General features: G+C 71.3%; 12 protein-coding genes. 8 read left to right on the top strand and 4 right to left on the bottom strand.

Going from position 1 to position 18,702, the window contains the following annotated elements:
• The 3 genes from ACZ7MY_RS33040 (at nucleotide 1) to ACZ7MY_RS33030 (ending at nucleotide 6,217) form a co-directional block, all read left to right on the top strand.
• Complete coding sequence (locus ACZ7MY_RS33040) at nucleotides 1–408, top strand: (deoxy)nucleoside triphosphate pyrophosphohydrolase (RefSeq protein ID WP_499607161.1); 408 nt, start codon at nucleotides 1–3, stop codon at nucleotides 406–408.
• A gap of 405 nt (nucleotides 409–813) precedes the next feature.
• The gene (locus tag ACZ7MY_RS33035; RefSeq protein ID WP_499607159.1) at nucleotides 814–3,453 is read left to right on the top strand and encodes a SpoIIE family protein phosphatase; all 2,640 of its coding nucleotides are present in this window, start codon (nucleotides 814–816) and stop codon (nucleotides 3,451–3,453) included.
• Between the two features lie 145 nt (nucleotides 3,454–3,598).
• Nucleotides 3,599–6,217, top strand: a complete 2,619-nt coding sequence (locus ACZ7MY_RS33030; protein ID WP_499607156.1) for a SpoIIE family protein phosphatase — start codon at nucleotides 3,599–3,601, stop codon at nucleotides 6,215–6,217.
• Between the two features lie 33 nt (nucleotides 6,218–6,250).
• Here ACZ7MY_RS33030 and ACZ7MY_RS33025 read toward each other — a convergent pair whose 3' ends face one another.
• From ACZ7MY_RS33025 to ACZ7MY_RS33010, 4 genes are read right to left on the bottom strand one after another with little or no spacing between them, the layout of a single operon-like run.
• Nucleotides 6,251–7,018, bottom strand: a complete 768-nt coding sequence (locus tag ACZ7MY_RS33025) for a succinate dehydrogenase/fumarate reductase iron-sulfur subunit (RefSeq protein ID WP_499607154.1) — start codon at nucleotides 7,016–7,018, stop codon at nucleotides 6,251–6,253.
• A complete protein-coding gene (locus ACZ7MY_RS33020) occupies nucleotides 7,015–8,970 on the bottom strand; it encodes a fumarate reductase/succinate dehydrogenase flavoprotein subunit (protein WP_499607152.1) in 1,956 nt (651 codons plus the stop codon). The genes ACZ7MY_RS33025 and ACZ7MY_RS33020 overlap by 4 nt, the downstream gene beginning before the upstream one ends.
• Nucleotides 8,970–9,815, bottom strand: a complete 846-nt coding sequence (gene sdhC / locus ACZ7MY_RS33015; RefSeq protein ID WP_499607149.1) for a succinate dehydrogenase subunit SdhC — start codon at nucleotides 9,813–9,815, stop codon at nucleotides 8,970–8,972. The genes ACZ7MY_RS33020 and sdhC overlap by 1 nt, the downstream gene beginning before the upstream one ends.
• Before the next feature lie 10 nt (nucleotides 9,816–9,825).
• Nucleotides 9,826–10,119, bottom strand: a complete 294-nt coding sequence (locus ACZ7MY_RS33010) for an Rv0250c family protein (protein ID WP_499607147.1) — start codon at nucleotides 10,117–10,119, stop codon at nucleotides 9,826–9,828.
• Between the two features lie 353 nt (nucleotides 10,120–10,472).
• Between ACZ7MY_RS33010 and ACZ7MY_RS33005 the strand changes: the two genes are divergently transcribed.
• The 5 genes from ACZ7MY_RS33005 to ACZ7MY_RS32985 all read left to right on the top strand — a co-directional run bounded on the left by ACZ7MY_RS33005 (nucleotide 10,473) and on the right by ACZ7MY_RS32985 (nucleotide 18,692).
• Nucleotides 10,473–12,236, top strand: a complete 1,764-nt coding sequence (locus tag ACZ7MY_RS33005; protein WP_499607145.1) for an ABC transporter family substrate-binding protein — start codon at nucleotides 10,473–10,475, stop codon at nucleotides 12,234–12,236.
• Nucleotides 12,237–12,406: 170 nt separating this feature from the next.
• Nucleotides 12,407–14,302 (top strand): translational GTPase TypA, encoded by a 1,896-nt coding sequence (gene typA / locus ACZ7MY_RS33000; protein ID WP_499607142.1) that lies wholly within the window; start codon nucleotides 12,407–12,409, stop codon nucleotides 14,300–14,302.
• A 713-nt stretch (nucleotides 14,303–15,015) separates the two neighbouring features.
• The gene (locus ACZ7MY_RS32995; RefSeq protein ID WP_499607140.1) at nucleotides 15,016–16,650 is read left to right on the top strand and encodes a peptide ABC transporter substrate-binding protein; all 1,635 of its coding nucleotides are present in this window, start codon (nucleotides 15,016–15,018) and stop codon (nucleotides 16,648–16,650) included.
• Nucleotides 16,651–16,804: 154 nt separating this feature from the next.
• Complete coding sequence (locus tag ACZ7MY_RS32990) at nucleotides 16,805–17,737, top strand: ABC transporter permease (RefSeq protein WP_499607137.1); 933 nt, start codon at nucleotides 16,805–16,807, stop codon at nucleotides 17,735–17,737.
• Complete coding sequence (locus tag ACZ7MY_RS32985; protein ID WP_499607134.1) at nucleotides 17,730–18,692, top strand: ABC transporter permease; 963 nt, start codon at nucleotides 17,730–17,732, stop codon at nucleotides 18,690–18,692. Before ACZ7MY_RS32990 ends, ACZ7MY_RS32985 begins: the two co-directional genes overlap by 8 nt.
• The last annotated feature ends 10 nt before the right edge of the window (nucleotides 18,693–18,702 follow it).

Raw genomic sequence — 18,702 nt, 5'->3', positions numbered from 1 at the left:
ATGACGACGCACGACGTGACGGTGGTGGTCGGCGCGGCCGTGCTCGACCGGGGCCGGCTGCTCGCGGCACGGCGCAGCGCGCCGCCGGAGCTGGCGGGGCGCTGGGAACTGCCTGGTGGGAAACTCGAACCCGGGGAGACGGCGCCGCAGGCACTGGTCCGTGAGCTCCGCGAGGAACTGGGCGTGGAGGCCGAGGCGCTGGAGCGGGTCCCCGGGGAATGGCCGCTGAAGCCCGGTTACGTCCTGCAGGTGTGGACCGCCCGCATCCTCTCCGGACAGCCCCGGCCCCTGGAGGACCACGACGAGCTGCGCTGGCTCACCCCCGACCGCCTCGACGAGGTCGACTGGCTCGACCAGGACCGCCCCGCCGCCACCTGGGCCGCCACCCGCGCCGCCCCCCAGGACTGATCCGGCCCCTCCCGTCCCTGGCGGCTCCCTCCGGACGCGGGCCCGCCCCGGCCGGACGCCCGGACCCCCCGGCCCGCTCGGGCTCCGGACCCGGACGGGCCCCGCGGGGCCGACGCCCGGCGATCCGGAGGGGAACTCCCGGGCCCCGCGCCGCCCGGACGCCCCGCGACCCCGGCCCCCGCCCCCGCCCCCGGCGCCCGGACGCCCCGCGACCCCCACATCGCCGACCCCGCAGGGCCCTTGGGCCGCCCCGACCTCCCACCACCCGGCGCCGAGGCCTCCCCGCCCCCTCCGCGGCGCGCCGGGACGGATATGCGGTGCGGAATATCGGGTATGGGGGGATTGATCCACCGACGGGGACCGGCCCCGAGCCGGTGGCCCTGCGATGGTCTGGGGTCCCCACACGTGAGCGGGAGCGAGGACGGCACGGCGAAGGGCGAGGCCCCGGGACGCCCCGGGTCCCCGGCCGGGCACGGGCGCGCCCACGCCGGGCTCCAGCCGGGGCCCGTGGGACGGGCGCCGGGCGGGCCGCCCACCGCCTCCGGGACGCTCCTCGACACCCTGCGGCTGGCCGTCGTCATGCTCGACACCTCCGGCCGGGTCCTGCTCTGGAGCCCCCTCGCGGAGGAGATGCTCGGCTGGGCGGGCGAGCACATCGTGGGCCGCCGGATCTCCGCCCTGCTCGACCCCGCCGAGGACGGCGGCCGGGCGGGGCGGCCCCCGGAAGCCGTGTCCGCCGCCCGGCGGACGCCCTCCGTGCCCCGGCCCGGTCCCGGCGAGCGGATCCTGGCCGAGCTGCTGCGCACCGGCCGCTGGGACGGCGTCCTCGCCGTCCGGCACCGCGACGGCCACCGGGTGCAGGTCGAGGCGCGGGCCTCGCTCCTCGTGGACGGCGACGGCCGGCCCTTCGTCCTGGTGTCGATCGCCGAGACGAGCCGGATCCGCGGCATGGAACACGACCTGGCCGCCCTGGACTCGCTCTTCGACTCCTCGCCGCTGGGCGTCGCCATCTTCGACACCGAGCTGCGCTACGTCCGTGTCAACGAGGCACTGACGCGGATGAACGAGGTCCGCGCCGAGGACACCCTCGGCCACCGCGTCGAGGAGATCGTGACCGCGGGGGCCGCCGACGAGCTGACCACCCTCCAGCGGCACGTGCTGGCCACCGGACGCCCCGTCATCGACGTCGTCGTGCCCGGCCCCTCCGGCGGCTGGCGCTCGGTGTCGTACCACCGGCTGGAGGACCGCGCGGGCCGGGTGCTGGGCATCAGCTGCAGCGTGATGGACGTGACGGAGCGCCAGCAGAGCGCGGAGAAGATCGAGCGCACCCGGCGCCGGCTGGCGCTGCTCAACGACGTCGGCTCGTGCCTGGCGGACCTGCTGGACGTGCGGCGGATCGCCGAGCAGCTGGCCAGGACCGTCGTGCCGCGGTTCAGCGACTACAGCGGGGTGATCCTGCACGCGGCCGTGCCGGACGGCGGCGAACTGCCCGGTGCCCCGTACGGGGAGCGCACCGAGATGCGCCAGCTCGGCATCGGGGCGGTCAAGGAGGGGCCCCTGGTCGACCGGATGCTCGGCATCGGCAAGGTCATCCAGGTCGACCGGGCGTCCGTCTTCGGCTCCGTGCTGCACAGCGCGCGGCCCGCCCTGGTGCGCAGCGCGGACGAACTGCGCGACGGCGTCGCCACCTTCCCGGGCGACCCCAAGGTGCAGGCCGCCGTGGACCTCGGCATCCACTCCCTGCTGGTCGCGCCGCTGCGGGCCCGCGGCATCGTCCTCGGGCTGCTGGTCGTCAGCCGCGCCGGCGGGCGCGAACCCTTCGACCGGGACGACGTCGACCTCGCCATGGAACTGTGCGACCGCTCCGCCGCCGCCCTGGACAACGCCCGCCTCTACATCCGCGAGCGCGAGGGCGCATTGATGCTGCAGCGCAGCCTGCTGCCGCGGAGCGTGCCCGAGCCGCCCGGCGTGGACCTCGCCTTCCGTTACGTCCCCGGCAGCACCGGGGCGGCGGCGGGGGGCGACTGGTTCGACGTCATCCCGCTCGCCGGCGGCCGGGTCGCCCTCGTCGTCGGCGACGTCGTCGGCCACGGGCTGCGCGCCGCCGCGACGATGGGCCGGCTGCGCACCGCCGTGCGGACCCTGGCGGCGTTGGAGATGGCGCCGGAGGAACTGCTGCGCCGGGTCGACGACCTCGGCGACGACCTCGCGGCGGGCACCGCCGAGGGCTGGACGGCGACCTGCGTCTACGCCGTCTACGACCCCTCCACCCGGCGGCTCGCCGTGGCCCGCGCCGGGCACCCGCCGCCCGTCCTGGTGGAGCCAGCGGCCCATGGGGGCGGCCGGGCCCGGCTGCTGGACTCCCCGGCCGGGGTGCCGCTGGGCGTCGGCGGCGTGGAGTTCGAGTCGGTCGAGCTCGACGTGCCCGACTCCTCCGTCCTCGTGCTCTACACCGACGGCCTGGTCGAGGCGCGCGGCGAGGACATCGGCGTCGGCATGGACCGGCTGCGGTCGGTGCTCGCCCGCCGTCCGCTGCGCTCCCTGGAGGAGGCCTGCGACGACCTGCTGGCCACCCTCGTCCAGGGCCGCGAACCCGACGACGTGGCCCTGCTCGTGGCCCGCCTCGGCGGCCTCCCGGAGGGCAGTACCGCCCACTGGACGTTCTCGGCCGAGCCGAGCGCCGTCCGCCGTGCCCGGCGGCACGTACGGGAGACCCTCGCGGAGTGGGGCCTGCGCGAGCTCACCGACGTCACCGTGCTGCTCGTCAGCGAACTCGTCACCAACTCCCTGCGGTACGCCCGCGGGCCGATCGGCGTGCGCATGGTGCGCGGTACGTCGTTGCTGGTCGAGGTCTCCGACCCGCTGCCCGACCCGCCCCGCCGGCGCGCCCCGGCCGAGGAGGACGAGGGCGGCCGCGGACTGCAACTGGTCGCCCACGCCTCCCGGCGCTGGGGGACGCGGCACGGCCCGCTGGGCAAGACGGTGTGGTTCGAGCTCGCCCTCCCCTGCGGCCCGGCGGCCGCCGCGTGCGGCTCCCGCGGATGACCGGTCACGCACGGTTCGGCGGGCCGGAGCAGGGTAGTTGAAGTGGGGCGTCGGCGGAATCCGTACGCCTCGAGATGATGCTGTGATCGACAAGTGCATGTGCGGAACGGGGGTAATGCTGGATACTCGGCACCAGCCGGTCCGTATGTGTGAGCTGGAGGGGTCGGGCGTGAGCGATGAGCCGTCGGGGGCTGTTGGGCCCCGGAACCCTGAGGCCGTGACACAGAGCGCCTGGCAGTCCAGTCCGCCCGGCTCCCTCTACGACTACATCCGGGTGGCCTCGTTCTCCCTCGGCCCCGACGGGCGGATCGAGCAGTGGAGCGAGCGCGCCGAGGAGTTCTTCGGCGTTCCCGCGTCCGAGGCGCTCGGCCAGGACCCGATCACCGCCTTCGTCCCCGAGGACCGGCGCACCCGGGCGCACGAGCGGATCGCGGAGATCCTCGACGGCCGCGAGTGGATCGGCACCGTGCCGTACCGCGACAAGGCCGGCCAGGAGGGCCTGGCCGAGGTCTACGTGATGCCCTCGCGCAGCGAGACCGGGGCGCGCGGGGCGCTGTGCATCGCCGTGGACGTCCGCGTGCTGCGCCAGATCGAGACCGACCTCGCGTCCTCGCAGGCGGTGTTCGGCCAGTCGCCGATGGGCTTCATCCTCTTCGACACCAACCTCAAGCTGCTCCGGGTCAACCAGCGCTTCGCCACCGTCTTCGGCCGGCACGCCGGCGACCACCGCGGCCGCACCCCGCACGACTTCCTGTCCCGCGTCGAGGCCGACCGGCTCACGGCCGCGCTCAAGCAGGTGCTGGACAGCGGTGATCCGGTCCTGGACATGACGATCGTGGGCACCGTCCCCTCCGGCTCGGGCACCAACAACCGCAGGCGCTGGTCGATCTCCCTGTACCGGCTGCACAGCGGCAGCGGGCGCCCCATCGGTGTCGCCGGCCTCGCCCAGGACGTCACCGGGCGCCAGCGGGCCGAGCGGGAGGCCGCGCACACCCGCCGCAACCTCGCCCTGCTCAACGAGGCCAGCCGGCGCATCGGCAGTTCCCTGGACCTGGAGACCACCGCCCGCGAACTGCTCGACGTCGCCGTGCCGCACTTCTGCGACCTGGCCTCCGTCGACCTGTACCAGGCGCTGCTGGTCGGCGAGGAGGGCCCGGTCGGCACCGCCGACGGCAGCGGCGAGGTGCGCAGGGTCGCCTTCGCCAGCGCCGTGTCCGACGCGCCCGTGGTCCCGCTCGACGGCGGCCACGCGGGCGGCCCGGTCTCGGTGGGCGCCGTGCACCGCTACCCCTTCAACTCGCCCTGGGCGGGCGCCCTGCGCACCGCCCAGACCCAGGTCATAGGCGCCGACGGCGGCGACCAGGAGGTGGAACTCGGCGAACTCGGCGGCGGCCTGGTGCAGTCCACCCTCGCGGTGCCCGTCGTCGCCCGCGACACCGTGCTGGGCCTGGTCCAGTTCGCCCGCGCCAAGGGCAGTGAGCCCTTCTCCGAGCGCGACCGGATGCTGGCCGAGGAACTCGCCGCCCGTGCCGCCGTGTTCATCGACAACGCCCGGCTGTACCGGCGCGAGCACGAACGCGCCCTCATCCTGCAGCGCAGCCTGCTCCCGCCGGGCAATCCCGAGGCCGCCGGACTCGACATCGCCTGCCGCTACCTGCCCGGCAACATGGAGACCGAGGTCGGCGGCGACTGGTTCGACGTCATCGAACTCCCCGGTCACCGCACGGCGCTCGTCGTCGGCGACGTCATGGGCCGCGGTCTGCGCGCCGCCGTCGCCATGGGCGAACTGCGCACCGCCGTACGCACCCTGGCGCTGCTGGACATCGAGCCGGCCGACGTGCTCACCGCCCTTGACGAGGTCGCCCGCGGCCTCGGCGGCAGCGGCGACGGCCGCAGCAGCCGGCGCGGCAAGGAGGCCGACGGCTCGGACCTGTCCGAGGTCTACCTCGCCACCTGCGTGTACGCCGTCTACGACGCCATCTCCCGCCGGGTCACCATCGCCAACGCCGGCCACCTGCCGCCGGTCCTGGTCGAGCCCGGCGAGCAGGCCATGATGCTGGAGGTGCCCACCGGGATGCCGCTGGGCGTCGGCGGGGAGCCCTTCGAGGAGGTCGAGGTCGACCTGCCGGACGGCGCCCTGCTCGCCCTCTACACCGACGGCCTCGTCGAGTCCCGCAACCACCCGCTCGACGAGGGCCTGCGCGCCTTCCGGGCCGCGCTCGACGAACCCCAGCGGCCGCTGGAGGACGTCTGCGACCACATACTCGCCCGGCTGGACACCGCCCACGGCGAGGACGACATCGCCCTGCTCATGGCCCGCGTCCACGGCCTGCCCGCCGACTCCGTCGGGGACTGGACGCTGGAGCCCAACCCCCGCTCCGTGGCCCGCGCCCGCGAACTGGCCCGCGACTGCCTGCTCTCCTGGGACCTGGCCGCGCTGGTCGACACCACGGAACTGCTCGTCAGCGAACTGGTCACCAACGCCCTGCGGCACGGCCAGGGCGACATCCGGCTGCGTCTGCTGCGCGACCGCACGCTGGTCTGCGAGGTGTGGGACGACGCCCTCGTCCAGCCGCGCCGGCGCCGCGCCCGCGCCACCGACGAGGGCGGCCGCGGACTGCAGCTGGTCTCCCTGCTGAGCACGCGCTGGGGGTCCCGCCGCACCCACCGCGGCAAGACGGTGTGGTTCGAGCTGGACCTGCCCTCCGAGGGCGAGGGCAGCACGGGCGAGGACACGATCGAGGCGCTGCTCAGCCTCTTCTGAGCAGCGCCCCGACGCCGGGTGGGACGGTCCCGGTCAGCTCCTGCGGCGGATCTTGTCGCCGAGCCAGACCAGCGGGTCGTACTTGCGGTCCACCGCGCGCTCCTTGAGCGGGATGAGCGCGTTGTCGGTGATCTTGATGTGCTCGGGGCAGACCTCGGTGCAGCACTTGGTGATGTTGCAGTAGCCCAGTCCGTGGTCTTCCTGGGCCGACCGCTTGCGGTCCAGGCCCTGCTCCTCCGCCGCGTCCAGCGGGTGCATGTCCAGCTCCGCCACCCGCATCAGGAAGCGCGGACCGGCGAACGCCTTCTTGTTCTCCTCGTGGTCACGGACGACGTGGCAGGTGTCCTGGCACAGGAAGCACTCGATGCACTTGCGGAACTCCTGCGAACGCTCGACGTCCTGCTGGTGCATCCGGTACTCGCCCGGCGCCACGCCCTCGGGCGGGACGAAGGACGGCACCTCCCGGGCCTTCTCGTAGTTGAAGGACACGTCCGTCACCAGGTCCCGCACCACGGGGAAGGTCCGCATCGGCGTGATCGTGACGGTCTCCTCCCGGTCGAACACCGACATGCGGGTCATGCACATCAGCCGCGGCCTGCCGTTGACCTCCGCGCTGCACGAGCCGCACTTGCCGGCCTTGCAGTTCCACCGCACCGCCAGGTCGCCCGCCTGGGTGGCCTGCAGGCGGTGGACGATGTCGAGGACCACCTCGCCGTCGTGGACCTCGACCTGGTAGTCCTGGAGCCCGCCGCCGTCCGCGTCACCGCGCCAGACCCTGAAGTGCGCCGTGTACGAACTCACCGGTCCAGCTCCTCGTCCGTCAGGTACTTCAGCAACTCGTCCTTGTCGAAGAGCGCGAGCAGGTCGGGCCGGATCGGTTCCGTCTCGCGCCGGCCGACCGTCACCTCGCCGAACGCGTCCGCCGGGTCGGGGAGTTCGCAGACCAGGTTGAGCTTGCGCCAGCGGCGGTCCATCTCCGGGTAGTCGTCCCGGGTGTGACCGCCCCGGGACTCGGTGCGCTCCAGCGCCGCCCGGGCCACGCACTCGCTCACCAGCAGCATGTTCCGCAGGTCGATGGCGAGGTGCCAGCCCGGGTTGAACTGCCGGTGCCCCTCGACGCCGGCCCGCCGGGCCCGGACCCGCAGGGCGTCCAGCCGGGTCAGCGCCTCCTCCATCTCGCCCTGCCGGCGGATGATGCCGACCAGGTCGTTCATCGTCTGCTGCAGCTCCTGGTGGAGCGTGTACGGGTTCTCCGGCGCCCCGTCCGGTACGGCCTCGGCCTCGGCGCTGAACGGCCGCAGCGCCTCCGCTGCCGCGGAGTCGACCTGCCACTCGGCGACCGCCGGCCGGGCGTCGCCGAGCCCTGCGGCGTACTCGGCCGCGTGCAGACCCGCCCGGCGCCCGAAGACCAGCAGGTCGGAGAGGGAGTTGCCGCCCAGCCGGTTGGAGCCGTGCATGCCGCCGGCCACCTCGCCGGCCGCGAACAGCCCGGGCACCCCGGCCGCCGCCGCGGTGTCCGGGTCGACGTCCACGCCGCCCATCACGTAGTGGCAGGTGGGGCCGACCTCCATGGCCTCCGTGGTGATGTCGACGTCCGCCAGCTCCTTGAACTGGTGGTGCATCGAGGGCAGTTTGCGCCGGATGACCTCGGCGGGCAGCCGGGTCGACACGTCCAGGAACACCCCGCCGTGCGGGGAGCCGCGGCCCGCCTTGACCTCGGAGTTGATGGCGCGGGCCACCTCGTCGCGGGGGAGCAGCTCCGGAGGCCGGCGGTTGTTGTCCGGGTCCTCGTACCAGCGGTCGCCCTCGTCCTCGCTCTGCGCGTACTTCTCCTTGAAGACGTCGGGGACGTAGTCGAACATGAACCGCTTGCCCTCGGAGTTGCGCAGCACCCCGCCGTCGCCGCGGACCGACTCGGTGACGAGGATGCCCTTCACCGACGGCGGCCAGACCATCCCGGTCGGGTGGAACTGCACGAACTCCATGTTGATCAGCGGCGCCCCGGCGAGCAGCGCCAGCGCGTGCCCGTCGCCGGTGTACTCCCAGGAGTTCGACGTCACCTTGAAGGACTTGCCGATGCCGCCGGTCGCCAGCACCACGGCGGGCGCCTCGACGACGAAGAAGCGGCCCGACTCGCGGACGTAGCCGAAGACGCCGGACACCTTGCCCCCGGGCCTTCGGCCGGGGGGTACCCCCGTCTCGCTCCGCTCGTCCTCCTTGAGCACCCGGGTGACCGTGCACTCCTGGAAGACCTTCAGCCGGGCCTCGTAGTCGCCGTACTCGCGGTGGTCCTCCTGCTGCAGCGAGACGATCTTCTGCTGGAGGGTGCGGATCAGCTCCAGGCCCGTGCGGTCGCCGACGTGCGCCAGGCGCGGGTACTCGTGGCCGCCGAAGTTGCGCTGGGAGATCCGCCCGTCCTTGGTGCGGTCGAAGAGCGCGCCCCAGGTCTCCAGCTCCCAGACGCGGTCCGGTGCCTCCCGGGCGTGCAGCTCCGCCATCCGCCACTGGTTGAGGAACTTCCCGCCGCGCATCGTGTCGCGGAAGTGGACCTGCCAGTTGTCGTGCGGGTTGACGTTGGCCATGCTCGCGGCGATGCCGCCCTCGGCCATCACGGTGTGCGCCTTGCCGAAGAGCGACTTGCAGATCACGGCGGTACGCATGCCCTGCTCGCGCGCCTCGATGGCGGCGCGCAGCCCCGCCCCGCCCGCGCCGACCACGACGACGTCGTACGCGTGCCGTTCGACTTGTGCCATCAGAAGAACCTCGGATCGTCGAACGCCCCACTGGCGACCAGGTAGACGTACAGGTCGGCGAGCGCCACGCTCACCAGCGAAAGCCAGGCCAGCAGCATGTGGCGGGAGTTGAGCTTCCCCACCCAGGTCCACACGCGGTACCGCACCGGGTGCTTGGAGAAGTGCCGCAGACGGCCGCCGACGATGTGCCGGCAGGAGTGGCACGAGGCGGTGTACGCCCAGATCAGGGCGATGTTCACCAGCAGCACCAGGGTGCCCAGGCCCATGTGGCCCCACGCCCCGTGCTCGTCGCGGAAGGCGAGCACGACGTCGTAGGTCAGGATCCCGGCGACCGGGATGGCGAAGTAGAAGAAGTACCGGTGGATGTTCTGCAGGATCAGCGGGAACCGCGTCTCACCGGTGTACTTCTCGTGCGGTTCGGCCACCGCGCAGGCGGGCGGCGAGGCCCAGAAGCCGCGGTAGTACGCCTTGCGGTAGTAGTAGCACGTCAGGCGGAAGCCCAGCGGGAAGATCAGCACCAGCAGCGCGGGCGACAGCCCCCACCAGTCGCCGAACAGCGGCCAGCGGGCGCCGAGGGGCATGTCCGCGCAGTTCGCGCCCAGGCAGGGCGAGTAGAACGGCGAGACGTACGGCTCGGCGTAGTAGTGCGCGTTCGCGAAGGCCCGCCAGGTCGAGTAGACGACGAAGGCGCCCAGGCCGAGCGCGGTCAGCAGGGGCTGCACCCACCAGCGGTCGGTGCGCAGATGTCGTGCCGGAATGGCCGCGCGCCCGGCGGAAAGTACGCCGTGGCGCGCGGGTGGAGCGGGTGGAGTCGGTGGAGCGGGGGGTTGTGTGTCGGTGGCCAAGGACTACTCCCTAGGGCGCTCGGCGGCCCGGCGCCCCCAGCCCTTCGTCTTCCGCGCCGGACCAGAGACTGGGGTCGTACGGCGTATCCGGGATCGTCACCATGTCCTGCCGCGGCTTCTGCGCGGCCGGGGTGGTCCCGACGCTGTCGCGCAGCAGCGCGAGGTCGTCGCTGAGGTGCTTCGTGTCGGCACGCACACGCCTCATGTCCAGGCTGTCGCCGACGTGCTGCTCCAGCTTGGACACGGCCCGGCCCAGTTCGTCGAGCCGGCGCTGTACCGATGCAAGTTCGTCCTGCAGGGACATGGCTGTCCTCACCTCCGCCACGTTGCGGGTGCACGACGCTGGCGCCAAGCGAGTGTCGCGCGTCACAGTCGCGCTTGGGAAGGGATCTGCACGGATTCTCCCACCTACGGGTGGCGCGCGCCCGGTGCGGACGCGCCGTGGCGTGGGGATTCCCCCGAAGGCCGCGCACCCGTGCGGGGGCGGCGCCCGCTCCGCGGGGCGGGGGCCCGCCGCGGCGTTGCGCCGGGCGGGTGGGAGGGCGGGGACTCGCGACGTGTCGAGGGCGTCCGGGTCGCGGAATGGCTTTCAGTAGGTGCGATAAGCGGCAAATAGACCGCCCCGTGATCATGGCTCCCTGGCGGAGGTACGCACGCATGGCCCGCAGCGCCACCTTGATCCGTTCCGCGACCGCCGTGGCACTCGCCGCCGCGGTCGCCGCCTCCGCCGGGTGCTCCGCCGGCAAGGACGACCCCCTCGCCGGGACCGACCTCGCCTCGGCGCCGCGCGACGGGGTGCGCGACGGAGGCACCCTGCGCTGGGCCGTGGACGCGGCCCCCGGCACGCTGAACGCGTACCAGGCCGGGGCGAACGAGACCACCTCCCTGGTCGCCGGGGCCGTCCTGCCGGCCACCTTCCGGCTGGACGGCAAGGGCCGCCCCCAGATGGACACCGACCTCCTGCGGTCGGCGAAGGTGGTGCGCAGCGAGCCGCAGCAGGTGGTGTCGTACCGGCTCGACCCCAAGGCGGTCTGGAGCGACGGCCGCGCGATCGGAGCCGCCGACTTCGCCGCCCAGTGGAAGGCGCTGCGCGGCACCGACGACGCGTTCTGGAGCGCGCGCAACGCCGGGTACGACCGGATCTCGGCCGTCACGGCCGGCAAGGACGCGCACGAGGTGAAGGTCACCTTCAAGAAGCGGTACGCGGACTGGCAGGCGCTGTTCACGCCGCTGTACCCCAAGGCCGTCACCGGCACCGCCAAGTCCTTCAACGAGGGGGCGCGCCGCACGCTGCCGGTGTCCGGCGGGCCCTTCAAGGTCCGCAGCGCGAGCGGCAAGTCCGTCACGCTGGAACGCAACGCCAAGTGGTGGGGCGACCGGGCCAAGCTGTCCGAACTGGTCCTCGCCGTGACGCCCGCGCACGAGCGGGCCGGCGACCTGGCCTCGGGCGCGCTGGACGTGGCGGAGGTCGACCGCGACGTGACCGGCAAGCACGTGGCCGTGTACCGGACGCGCGCCGCCTCCTACACGCAGCTCGCGCTGAACGGCTCCACCGGGCCGCTCGCCGACGACGAGGTGCGGCACGCCGTGGCCCGCGCGGTGGACCGCCGGGCGATCGCCAAGGCGGTGCTGGGCCCGCTCGGCCTGCCCGAGGAACCGCTCGGCAACCACCTGCTGCTGCTCACCCAGGCCGGGTACGCCGACCACAGCTCCGCGCTGGGCACCTCCGACACGAAGGCCGCCCGCGCGCTGCTGGCCGCCGCGGGATGGCAGCGCACCGCCCTGGACCCCGGTGCCGGGGCGGGCACCGGCAGTGGCGCCGGGGCCGCGGAGCGCAACCAGGCGGCGCCCGCCCGCAAGGTCGAGGTCAGCGTCGTCGAACCGGCCAAGACGGTGCTGCGCAAGAACGGCAAGGCGCTGACGCTGCGCTTCGTGCTCCCCAAGTCCTCGGCGACCCTGAACGCGGTCGGTGACCGCATCGCCACCATGCTCTCGGGCATCGGCGTGCGCACCGAGCTGCAGCGGGTCGCCGACGACAGCTTCTTCCGTGACCACGTCGCCGCCGGCGACTTCGACCTCGCCCTCTACGGCTGGCCCGGCACCCCCTACCCGGCGACCGACACCCGTCCGATCTTCGCCAAGCCCGAGCCGGCGCCGGACGGCTCCCTGGTCGTCGCGCAGAACTACCCCCGGGTCGGCACCGACCTCATCGACCAGCTCTTCGACCAGGCCGCAGGCGAACTCGACCCCGACAAGGCCCGTGACTTCGCCGCCCGCGCCGACGCCCGCATCTGGGCGGCGGCCGGCTCCATCCCCCTCTACCAGCGCCCCGAGCTGGTCGCCCTGCGCAAGGACGTCCTCAACGCGGGCGCCTTCGGCTTCGCGACCCCGCGCTTCCAGGACATCGGCTTCAGGAAGTGACCACACCCTCCGCGTGAGCCCCCCGGCGACGGTGACGATCATGCCCGGGCGGTCCTTGCCGCCCGGGCCCCGTACCATGGGGTGAGGCCGCGGCTTGACTCGCCCGGCGGGCTAGGTGTGCCGACGAGGGCACGCCGCCCCACCTACCTACCCGGGAGAAGCGCCCCAGTATGCCCACGCGTAACGACATTCGTAATGTCGCCATCGTCGCCCACGTCGACCACGGCAAGACGACGCTGGTGGACGCCATGCTCAAGCAGGCCGGAGCCTTCGCCGCGCACCAGCATCTGGACGACCGGATGATGGACTCCAACGACCTGGAGCGCGAGAAGGGCATCACCATTCTCGCGAAGAACACGGCCGTGAAGTACCACCCCAAGGGTGGCGGCGAACCCATCACGATCAACATCATCGACACCCCCGGCCACGCCGACTTCGGTGGCGAGGTCGAGCGCGGCCTGTCGATGGTCGACGCGGTCGTGCTGCTGGTCGACGCATCCGAGGGCCCGCTGCCGCAGACCCGCTTCGTGCTGCGCAAGGCGCTGTCCGCGAAGCTGCCGGTCATCCTCTGCATCAACAAGACCGACCGTCCGGACTCCCGGATCGACGAGGTCGTCAACGAGACGTACGACCTGTTCCTGGACCTGGACGCCGACGAGGACCAGATCGAGTTCCCGATCGTCTACGCCTGCGCGCGCGACGGCGTGGCCTCGCTGACCAAGCCGGAGAACGGCACCGTCCCGGCCGACAGCGACAGCCTGGAGCCGTTCTTCTCCACGCTGCTGGAGCACGTCCCGGCCCCGGTGTACGACGAGGCCGCCCCGCTCCAGGCGCACGTCACCAACCTCGACGCCGACAACTTCCTGGGCCGTATCGCGCTGCTCCGCGTCGAGCAGGGCGAGCTCACGAAGGGCCAGACGGTCGCGTGGATCAAGCGCGACGGTTCGATCCAGAACGTGCGCATCACCGAGCTGCTGATGACCGAGGCGCTCACCCGCAAGCCCGCCGAGAAGGCCGGCCCCGGTGACATCTGCGCCGTCGCGGGCATCCCGGAGATCACCATCGGCGAGACCCTGGCCGACCCGGAGAACCCGGTCGCGCTGCCGCTGATCACGGTGGACGAGCCCGCGATCTCCATGACCATCGGCACCAACACCTCCCCGCTGGTCGGTCGCGGCCCCGGCGGCAAGGGCGCCGTCAAGTCCGCGGTCAAGGACCGCAAGGTCACCGCTCGCCAGGTCAAGGACCGTCTCGACCGCGAGCTGATCGGCAACGTCTCCCTCCGGGTGCTGGACACCGAGCGTCCGGACGCCTGGGAGGTCCAGGGCCGCGGTGAGCTCGCGCTCGCCATCCTGGTCGAGCAGATGCGCCGTGAGGGCTTCGAGCTGACCATCGGCAAGCCGCAGGTCGTCACCCGCGAGGTCGACGGCAAGGTCCACGAGCCGGTCGAGCGCATCACCATCGACGTGCCCGAGGAGCACATGGGCGCCGTGACGCAGCTCATGGGCACCCGCAAGGGCCGGATGGACAACATGTCCAACCACGGCTCCGGCTGGGTCCGCATGGAGTTCGTCGTCCCCTCCCGCGGTCTGATCGGCTTCCGTACCGAGTTCCTGACCGGAACGCGCGGCACGGGCATCGCCCACTCGATCCACGAGGGCCACGAGCCGTGGTTCGGCCAGCTGGTGACCCGCAACAACGGTTCGCTGGTCGCCGACCGCGCCGGTGCCGTCACCGCCTTCGCGATGACGAACCTCCAGGAGCGCGGCGTGCTGTTCACCGACCCGGGCACCGAGGTGTACGAGGGCATGATCGTCGGCGAGAACTCCCGCGCCGACGACATGGACGTCAACATCACCAAGGAGAAGAAGCTCACGAACATGCGGTCCTCGTCGGCCGACTCGTTCGAGGCGATCGTCCCGCCGCGCAAGCTCTCCCTGGAGCAGTCGCTGGAGTTCTGCCGCGACGACGAGTGCGTCGAGGTGACCCCGGAGACGGTCCGCATCCGCAAGGTCGTCCTGGACCAGAAGGAGCGCGGCCGCACCGCCTCCCGCGCCAAGCGCTGAGGCCTCCCCGGTCCGCGCCCCCGCGGCGCGGACCGGGTCCTCGGCGGCGGCGACAGCGGCCCGGCCTCCCCGGTCCCCCCGGGGCGGCCGGGCCGCTCCATGACGGCCCCCGGCTCCGGCCCGCCGTGTCGCATGTGCGACATCGCCGGGCGTCCCCCGTGGGTCCGGGTGCGCGTGGAACGCCGTTCCCCGTGACACCGGTCACATCCAAGGCCCTTGCGGGGGCCCGGTGTGACCGAACTCACCGCCGCGTCGCCCGCTGTGCGGGGATCGGCCCCGGGGGTGCCGATGTGTCGCGGTTGCGCCACTGGCGCGGGCGCGACACATCGTTCCCTGTCGGCCCGTCAGGCACGTACATTCGCGTGGAATCTACGCGCTTTGAGGGCAACCGGATTTCAGTCCGGCGACGTCCGGATACCGGACGACGTTCACCGGTACTTGTGTTACAAGTCCGTTTCGTCGGTGTCTGTCTACAATCTAAATGTCCGAATTGCGGGATTGTTTTGGACCGGTTGTGACCAAAACGAAATCGTAAGTGTGTGGTTCGTAGGCCCAACGTGACCGATAGTTGGAGCCGTTGAGCTCGGGTCAATGGGTCCAAGCGCTTATGGGGAGCGCCGACTCACGAGCACAGGTGACCGGAATCACTGTCAGGGGTGTCAGTGAGGCCGGCCCTTTCACGTAAGAACAGTGACTCCTGAGGAGGCAAACCCATGCGCGGTGCCAAGAGCGCCACTTGGGTCGCAGGTGCGATCATCGTCGCTATGGCTGCTACCGCTTGCGGTGGCGGCGGTGGCGACAAGGGCAGCAAGAACGACGCTGGCGGCGTCAACCCCAACGGCAAGTTCTCCGTCGAGGTCGGCGAGCCGCAGAACCCCCTGCAGCCTGCCAACACCATGGAGTCCAACGGCAGCATCGTCGTCCGCTCGCTGTTCGCGCAGCTCGTGGACTACGACCCCAAGGGCAACATCGTCATGGTGAACGCCAAGTCGGTGGACACCAAGGACAACAAGACCTACACGGTCACCCTGCAGGACGGCTGGACCTTCCACGACGGCACCCCGGTGACCGCGGAGTCCTACGTCAAGGCGTGGAACTGGGCCGCCAACATCAACAACGCCCAGACCAACGCGTCGTGGTTCGCCGACATCAAGGGCTTCGCGGACGTCCACCCCGACAAGGAGGGCGCGAAGCCGAAGGCCGACGCCATGTCGGGCCTGAAGGTCGTCGACGACAAGACCTTCACCATCGAGCTCACCACCGCGATCCCGTACTTCGTGTACAAGCTCGGTTACGAGGTGTTCTCGCCGCTGCCGGAGTCCTTCTACAAGGACCCGAAGGCCGCGGGCGAGAACCCGGTCGGCAACGGCCCGTACCAGTTCGTCAAGTGGGACCACAAGAAGCAGATCGAGGTCAAGCGCTTCGACGGCTACAAGGGCCCGGACAAGGCGAAGAACGGCGGTGTGATCTTCAAGAACTACACCGGCCTCGAGGCTGCGTACGAGGACCTGAAGTCCGGCAACGTCGACGTCCTGCGCCAGATCGGCCCGAAGGACCTCCCGGTCTACCGTGACGACCTCGGCGACCGCGCCGTGGACCAGGCGTACTCCGCCATCCAGTCCATCGTCCCGGCCTTCTACTCCAAGCAGTGGAAGAACGTCGACCCCAAGGTCATCCAGGGTCTGTCGATGGCGATCGACCGCGACACCATCACCAAGACCGTGCTCCAGGGCACCCGTGAGCCCGCCACCGGCTTCGTCGCCAAGGGCGTGCTCGGCTACCAGGACAACGTGGGCGGCGACGTCTTCAAGTACGACCCCGCGAAGGCCAAGGAGCTCATCAAGGCCGGCGGCGGCGTCCCCGGCAACAAGATCTCCATCCAGTACAACGCCGACGGTGGCCACAAGGAGTGGGTGGAGGCCGTCTGCAACAGCATCACCAACGCGACTGGCGTCAAGTGCGCCGGCGACTCCAAGGCCGACTTCCAGAGCGACCTGGACGCCCGCGACGCCCACGAGGTCAAGTCGATCTACCGCAGTGGCTGGGTGCTCGACTACCCCGTGAACGCCAACTTCATCCGTGACCTGTACGCCACCACCTCGGCGGGCAACCAGTCCGGCTTCTCCAACAAGGAGCTGGACGAGATGATCAAGAAGGCCGACACCGCGGCCACGCTTGACGAGTCGGTCAAGGAGTACCAGGCCGTCGAGAAGAAGATGGTCGAGCTCATGCCCGCCATCCCGCTCTGGTACTACAAGGTCAACGCCGGCTACTCGGAGAACGTCTCGAACGTCCAGTACGCCCAGAACGGTGACCCGATCCTGACCGGCGTCGAGGTCAAGAAGTAACCATCGCGTAGTGAGCACGCCGGTGCGGGGCTGACGGAGACGTCGGACGCGCGGGGTGCAGGCAACGGCTGGGGGGCCCTTCTCCCGTCTTCCCGAAGAGGAGGACGGGAGAAGGGCCCATCTCTGCTGCCACAGCGACTGACATGGAGGCACGATGGGGCGTTACGTCGCGCGGCGACTGCTCCAGATGATCCCGGTTTTCATCGGGACGACTCTGCTCATCTTTCTCATGGTCTACGCCCTCCCCGGCGACCCCGTACGGGCGCTCGGCGGTGACAAGGGCATCGACCCGGCGACCGTGGCACGGATCCGTCACGAACTCGGTCTCGACCAGCCGATCCTGAAGCAGTACTGGGATTACATGACGGGCATCATCCTGCACTTCGACTTCGGCACTCAGATTGCCAGCGGTCGGCCGGTGCGGGACGTGCTCAGCGACGCGTTCCCGGTGACGTTCCGGCTCGCGGGACTCTCCTTCGCGATCGAACTGGTCGTGGGCATCACCCTCGGTGTCTGGGCCGGCATGCGCGCGGGCAAGCTCGCCGACTCGATGGTGCTGATCTTCACCCTGCTGCTGATCTCGGTGCCGGTCTTCGTCCTCGGCTTCATCTTCAAGCTGGTCTTCGCCTTCCAGCTCGACTGGATGACACCGAACGTCAACGACGACACGAACTACGGCCAGCTGCTGATGCCTGCCATCGTGCTGGCCAGCCTCTCGCTGGCGTACGTGGCGCGCCTCACCCGTACCTCCATAGCCGAGAACCTGCGCGCCGACTACATGCGGACCGCCATCGCCAAGGGCCTGCCCCGGCGCCGGGTGGTCGGTGTGCACCTGATGCGCAACTCGATGATCCCCGTGGTCACCTTCCTCGGCACCGACATCGGCGCCCTGATGGGCGGTGCGGTCGTCACCGAGGGCCTGTTCAACATCAAGGGTGTCGGCGGCACGATCTACGAGTCGATCCTGCGCCGCGAGGGGACCACGCTGGTCGGTCTGGTCACCGTCCTCGTGCTGGTCTTCCTCTTCACCAGCCTGATCGTCGACCTGCTCTACGCGGTCCTGGACCCGAGGATCCGTTATGCCTGACGTCACCAAGACCGCCGTCGAGAACGCGGACCCGATGGCCGCCACGGCCGCGGACGCCGTTGCCGCCACAGGGCCCGCGCCCGCGGCGGAGAAGGCGCGCAGCCTGTGGGGCGATGCCTGGCGGGACCTGCGCCGCAACCCCTACTTCGTGATCTCCGGCATCCTGATCCTGATCCTCCTGGTCATCGCGGTCTTCCCGGGCCTGTTCACCAGTGCCTCGCCGACCTACGCCGACCTGCGGAACCACTACCTCGGCAAGCCCGAGTACGGGAAGGTGTTCTCCGCCGGGTGGCTCGGTTACGACGGGCAGGGCCGCAGCGTCTTCGCCCGCGTGATCTACGGGACCCGTGCCTCGATCACCGTCGGCATCAGCGTGACCCTCCTGGTCACCGTGCTGGGCGGCCTGGTCGGCATGATCGCCGGCTACTTCGGCGGCTGGGTCGACACGCTGCTGTCCCGGATCACCGACATCTTCTTCGCGGTCCCCTTCCTGCTCGGCACGCTGGTCGTGCTGAACTCCTTCACCAACCGCACCGTGTGGGTGGTGTCGGGAGCGCTGGCCTTCCTCGGCTGGACGCAGATCGCCCGCGTCATGCGCGGTTCGGTGATCACCATCAAGCAGGCGGACTACGTGCACGCCGCCCAGGCGCTGGGCGCGAGCACCTCGCGGATCCTGTTCAAGCACATCCTGCCGAACGCGGTCGCCCCGGTGATCGTGGTCGCCACCATCGCGCTCGGCGGTTACATTTCCGCCGAGGCGACCTTGTCCTACCTCGGACTCGGTCTGCCGACGTCCGTGGTCTCGTGGGGCCAGGACATCTCCGGCGGCGCCCAGCAGATCCGTACGGCACAGCACATCATGCTGTACCCGTCGATCATGCTGAGCATCACGGTCCTGGCGTTCATCATGCTCGGCGATGCGGTCCGCAACGCCCTCGACCCCAAGCTGCGCTGAGGGAGGCGTA

This window comes from Streptomyces sp. NPDC111520 (assembly GCF_055635295.1).
This window is presented reverse-complemented; position numbering and strand designations above follow the sequence as displayed.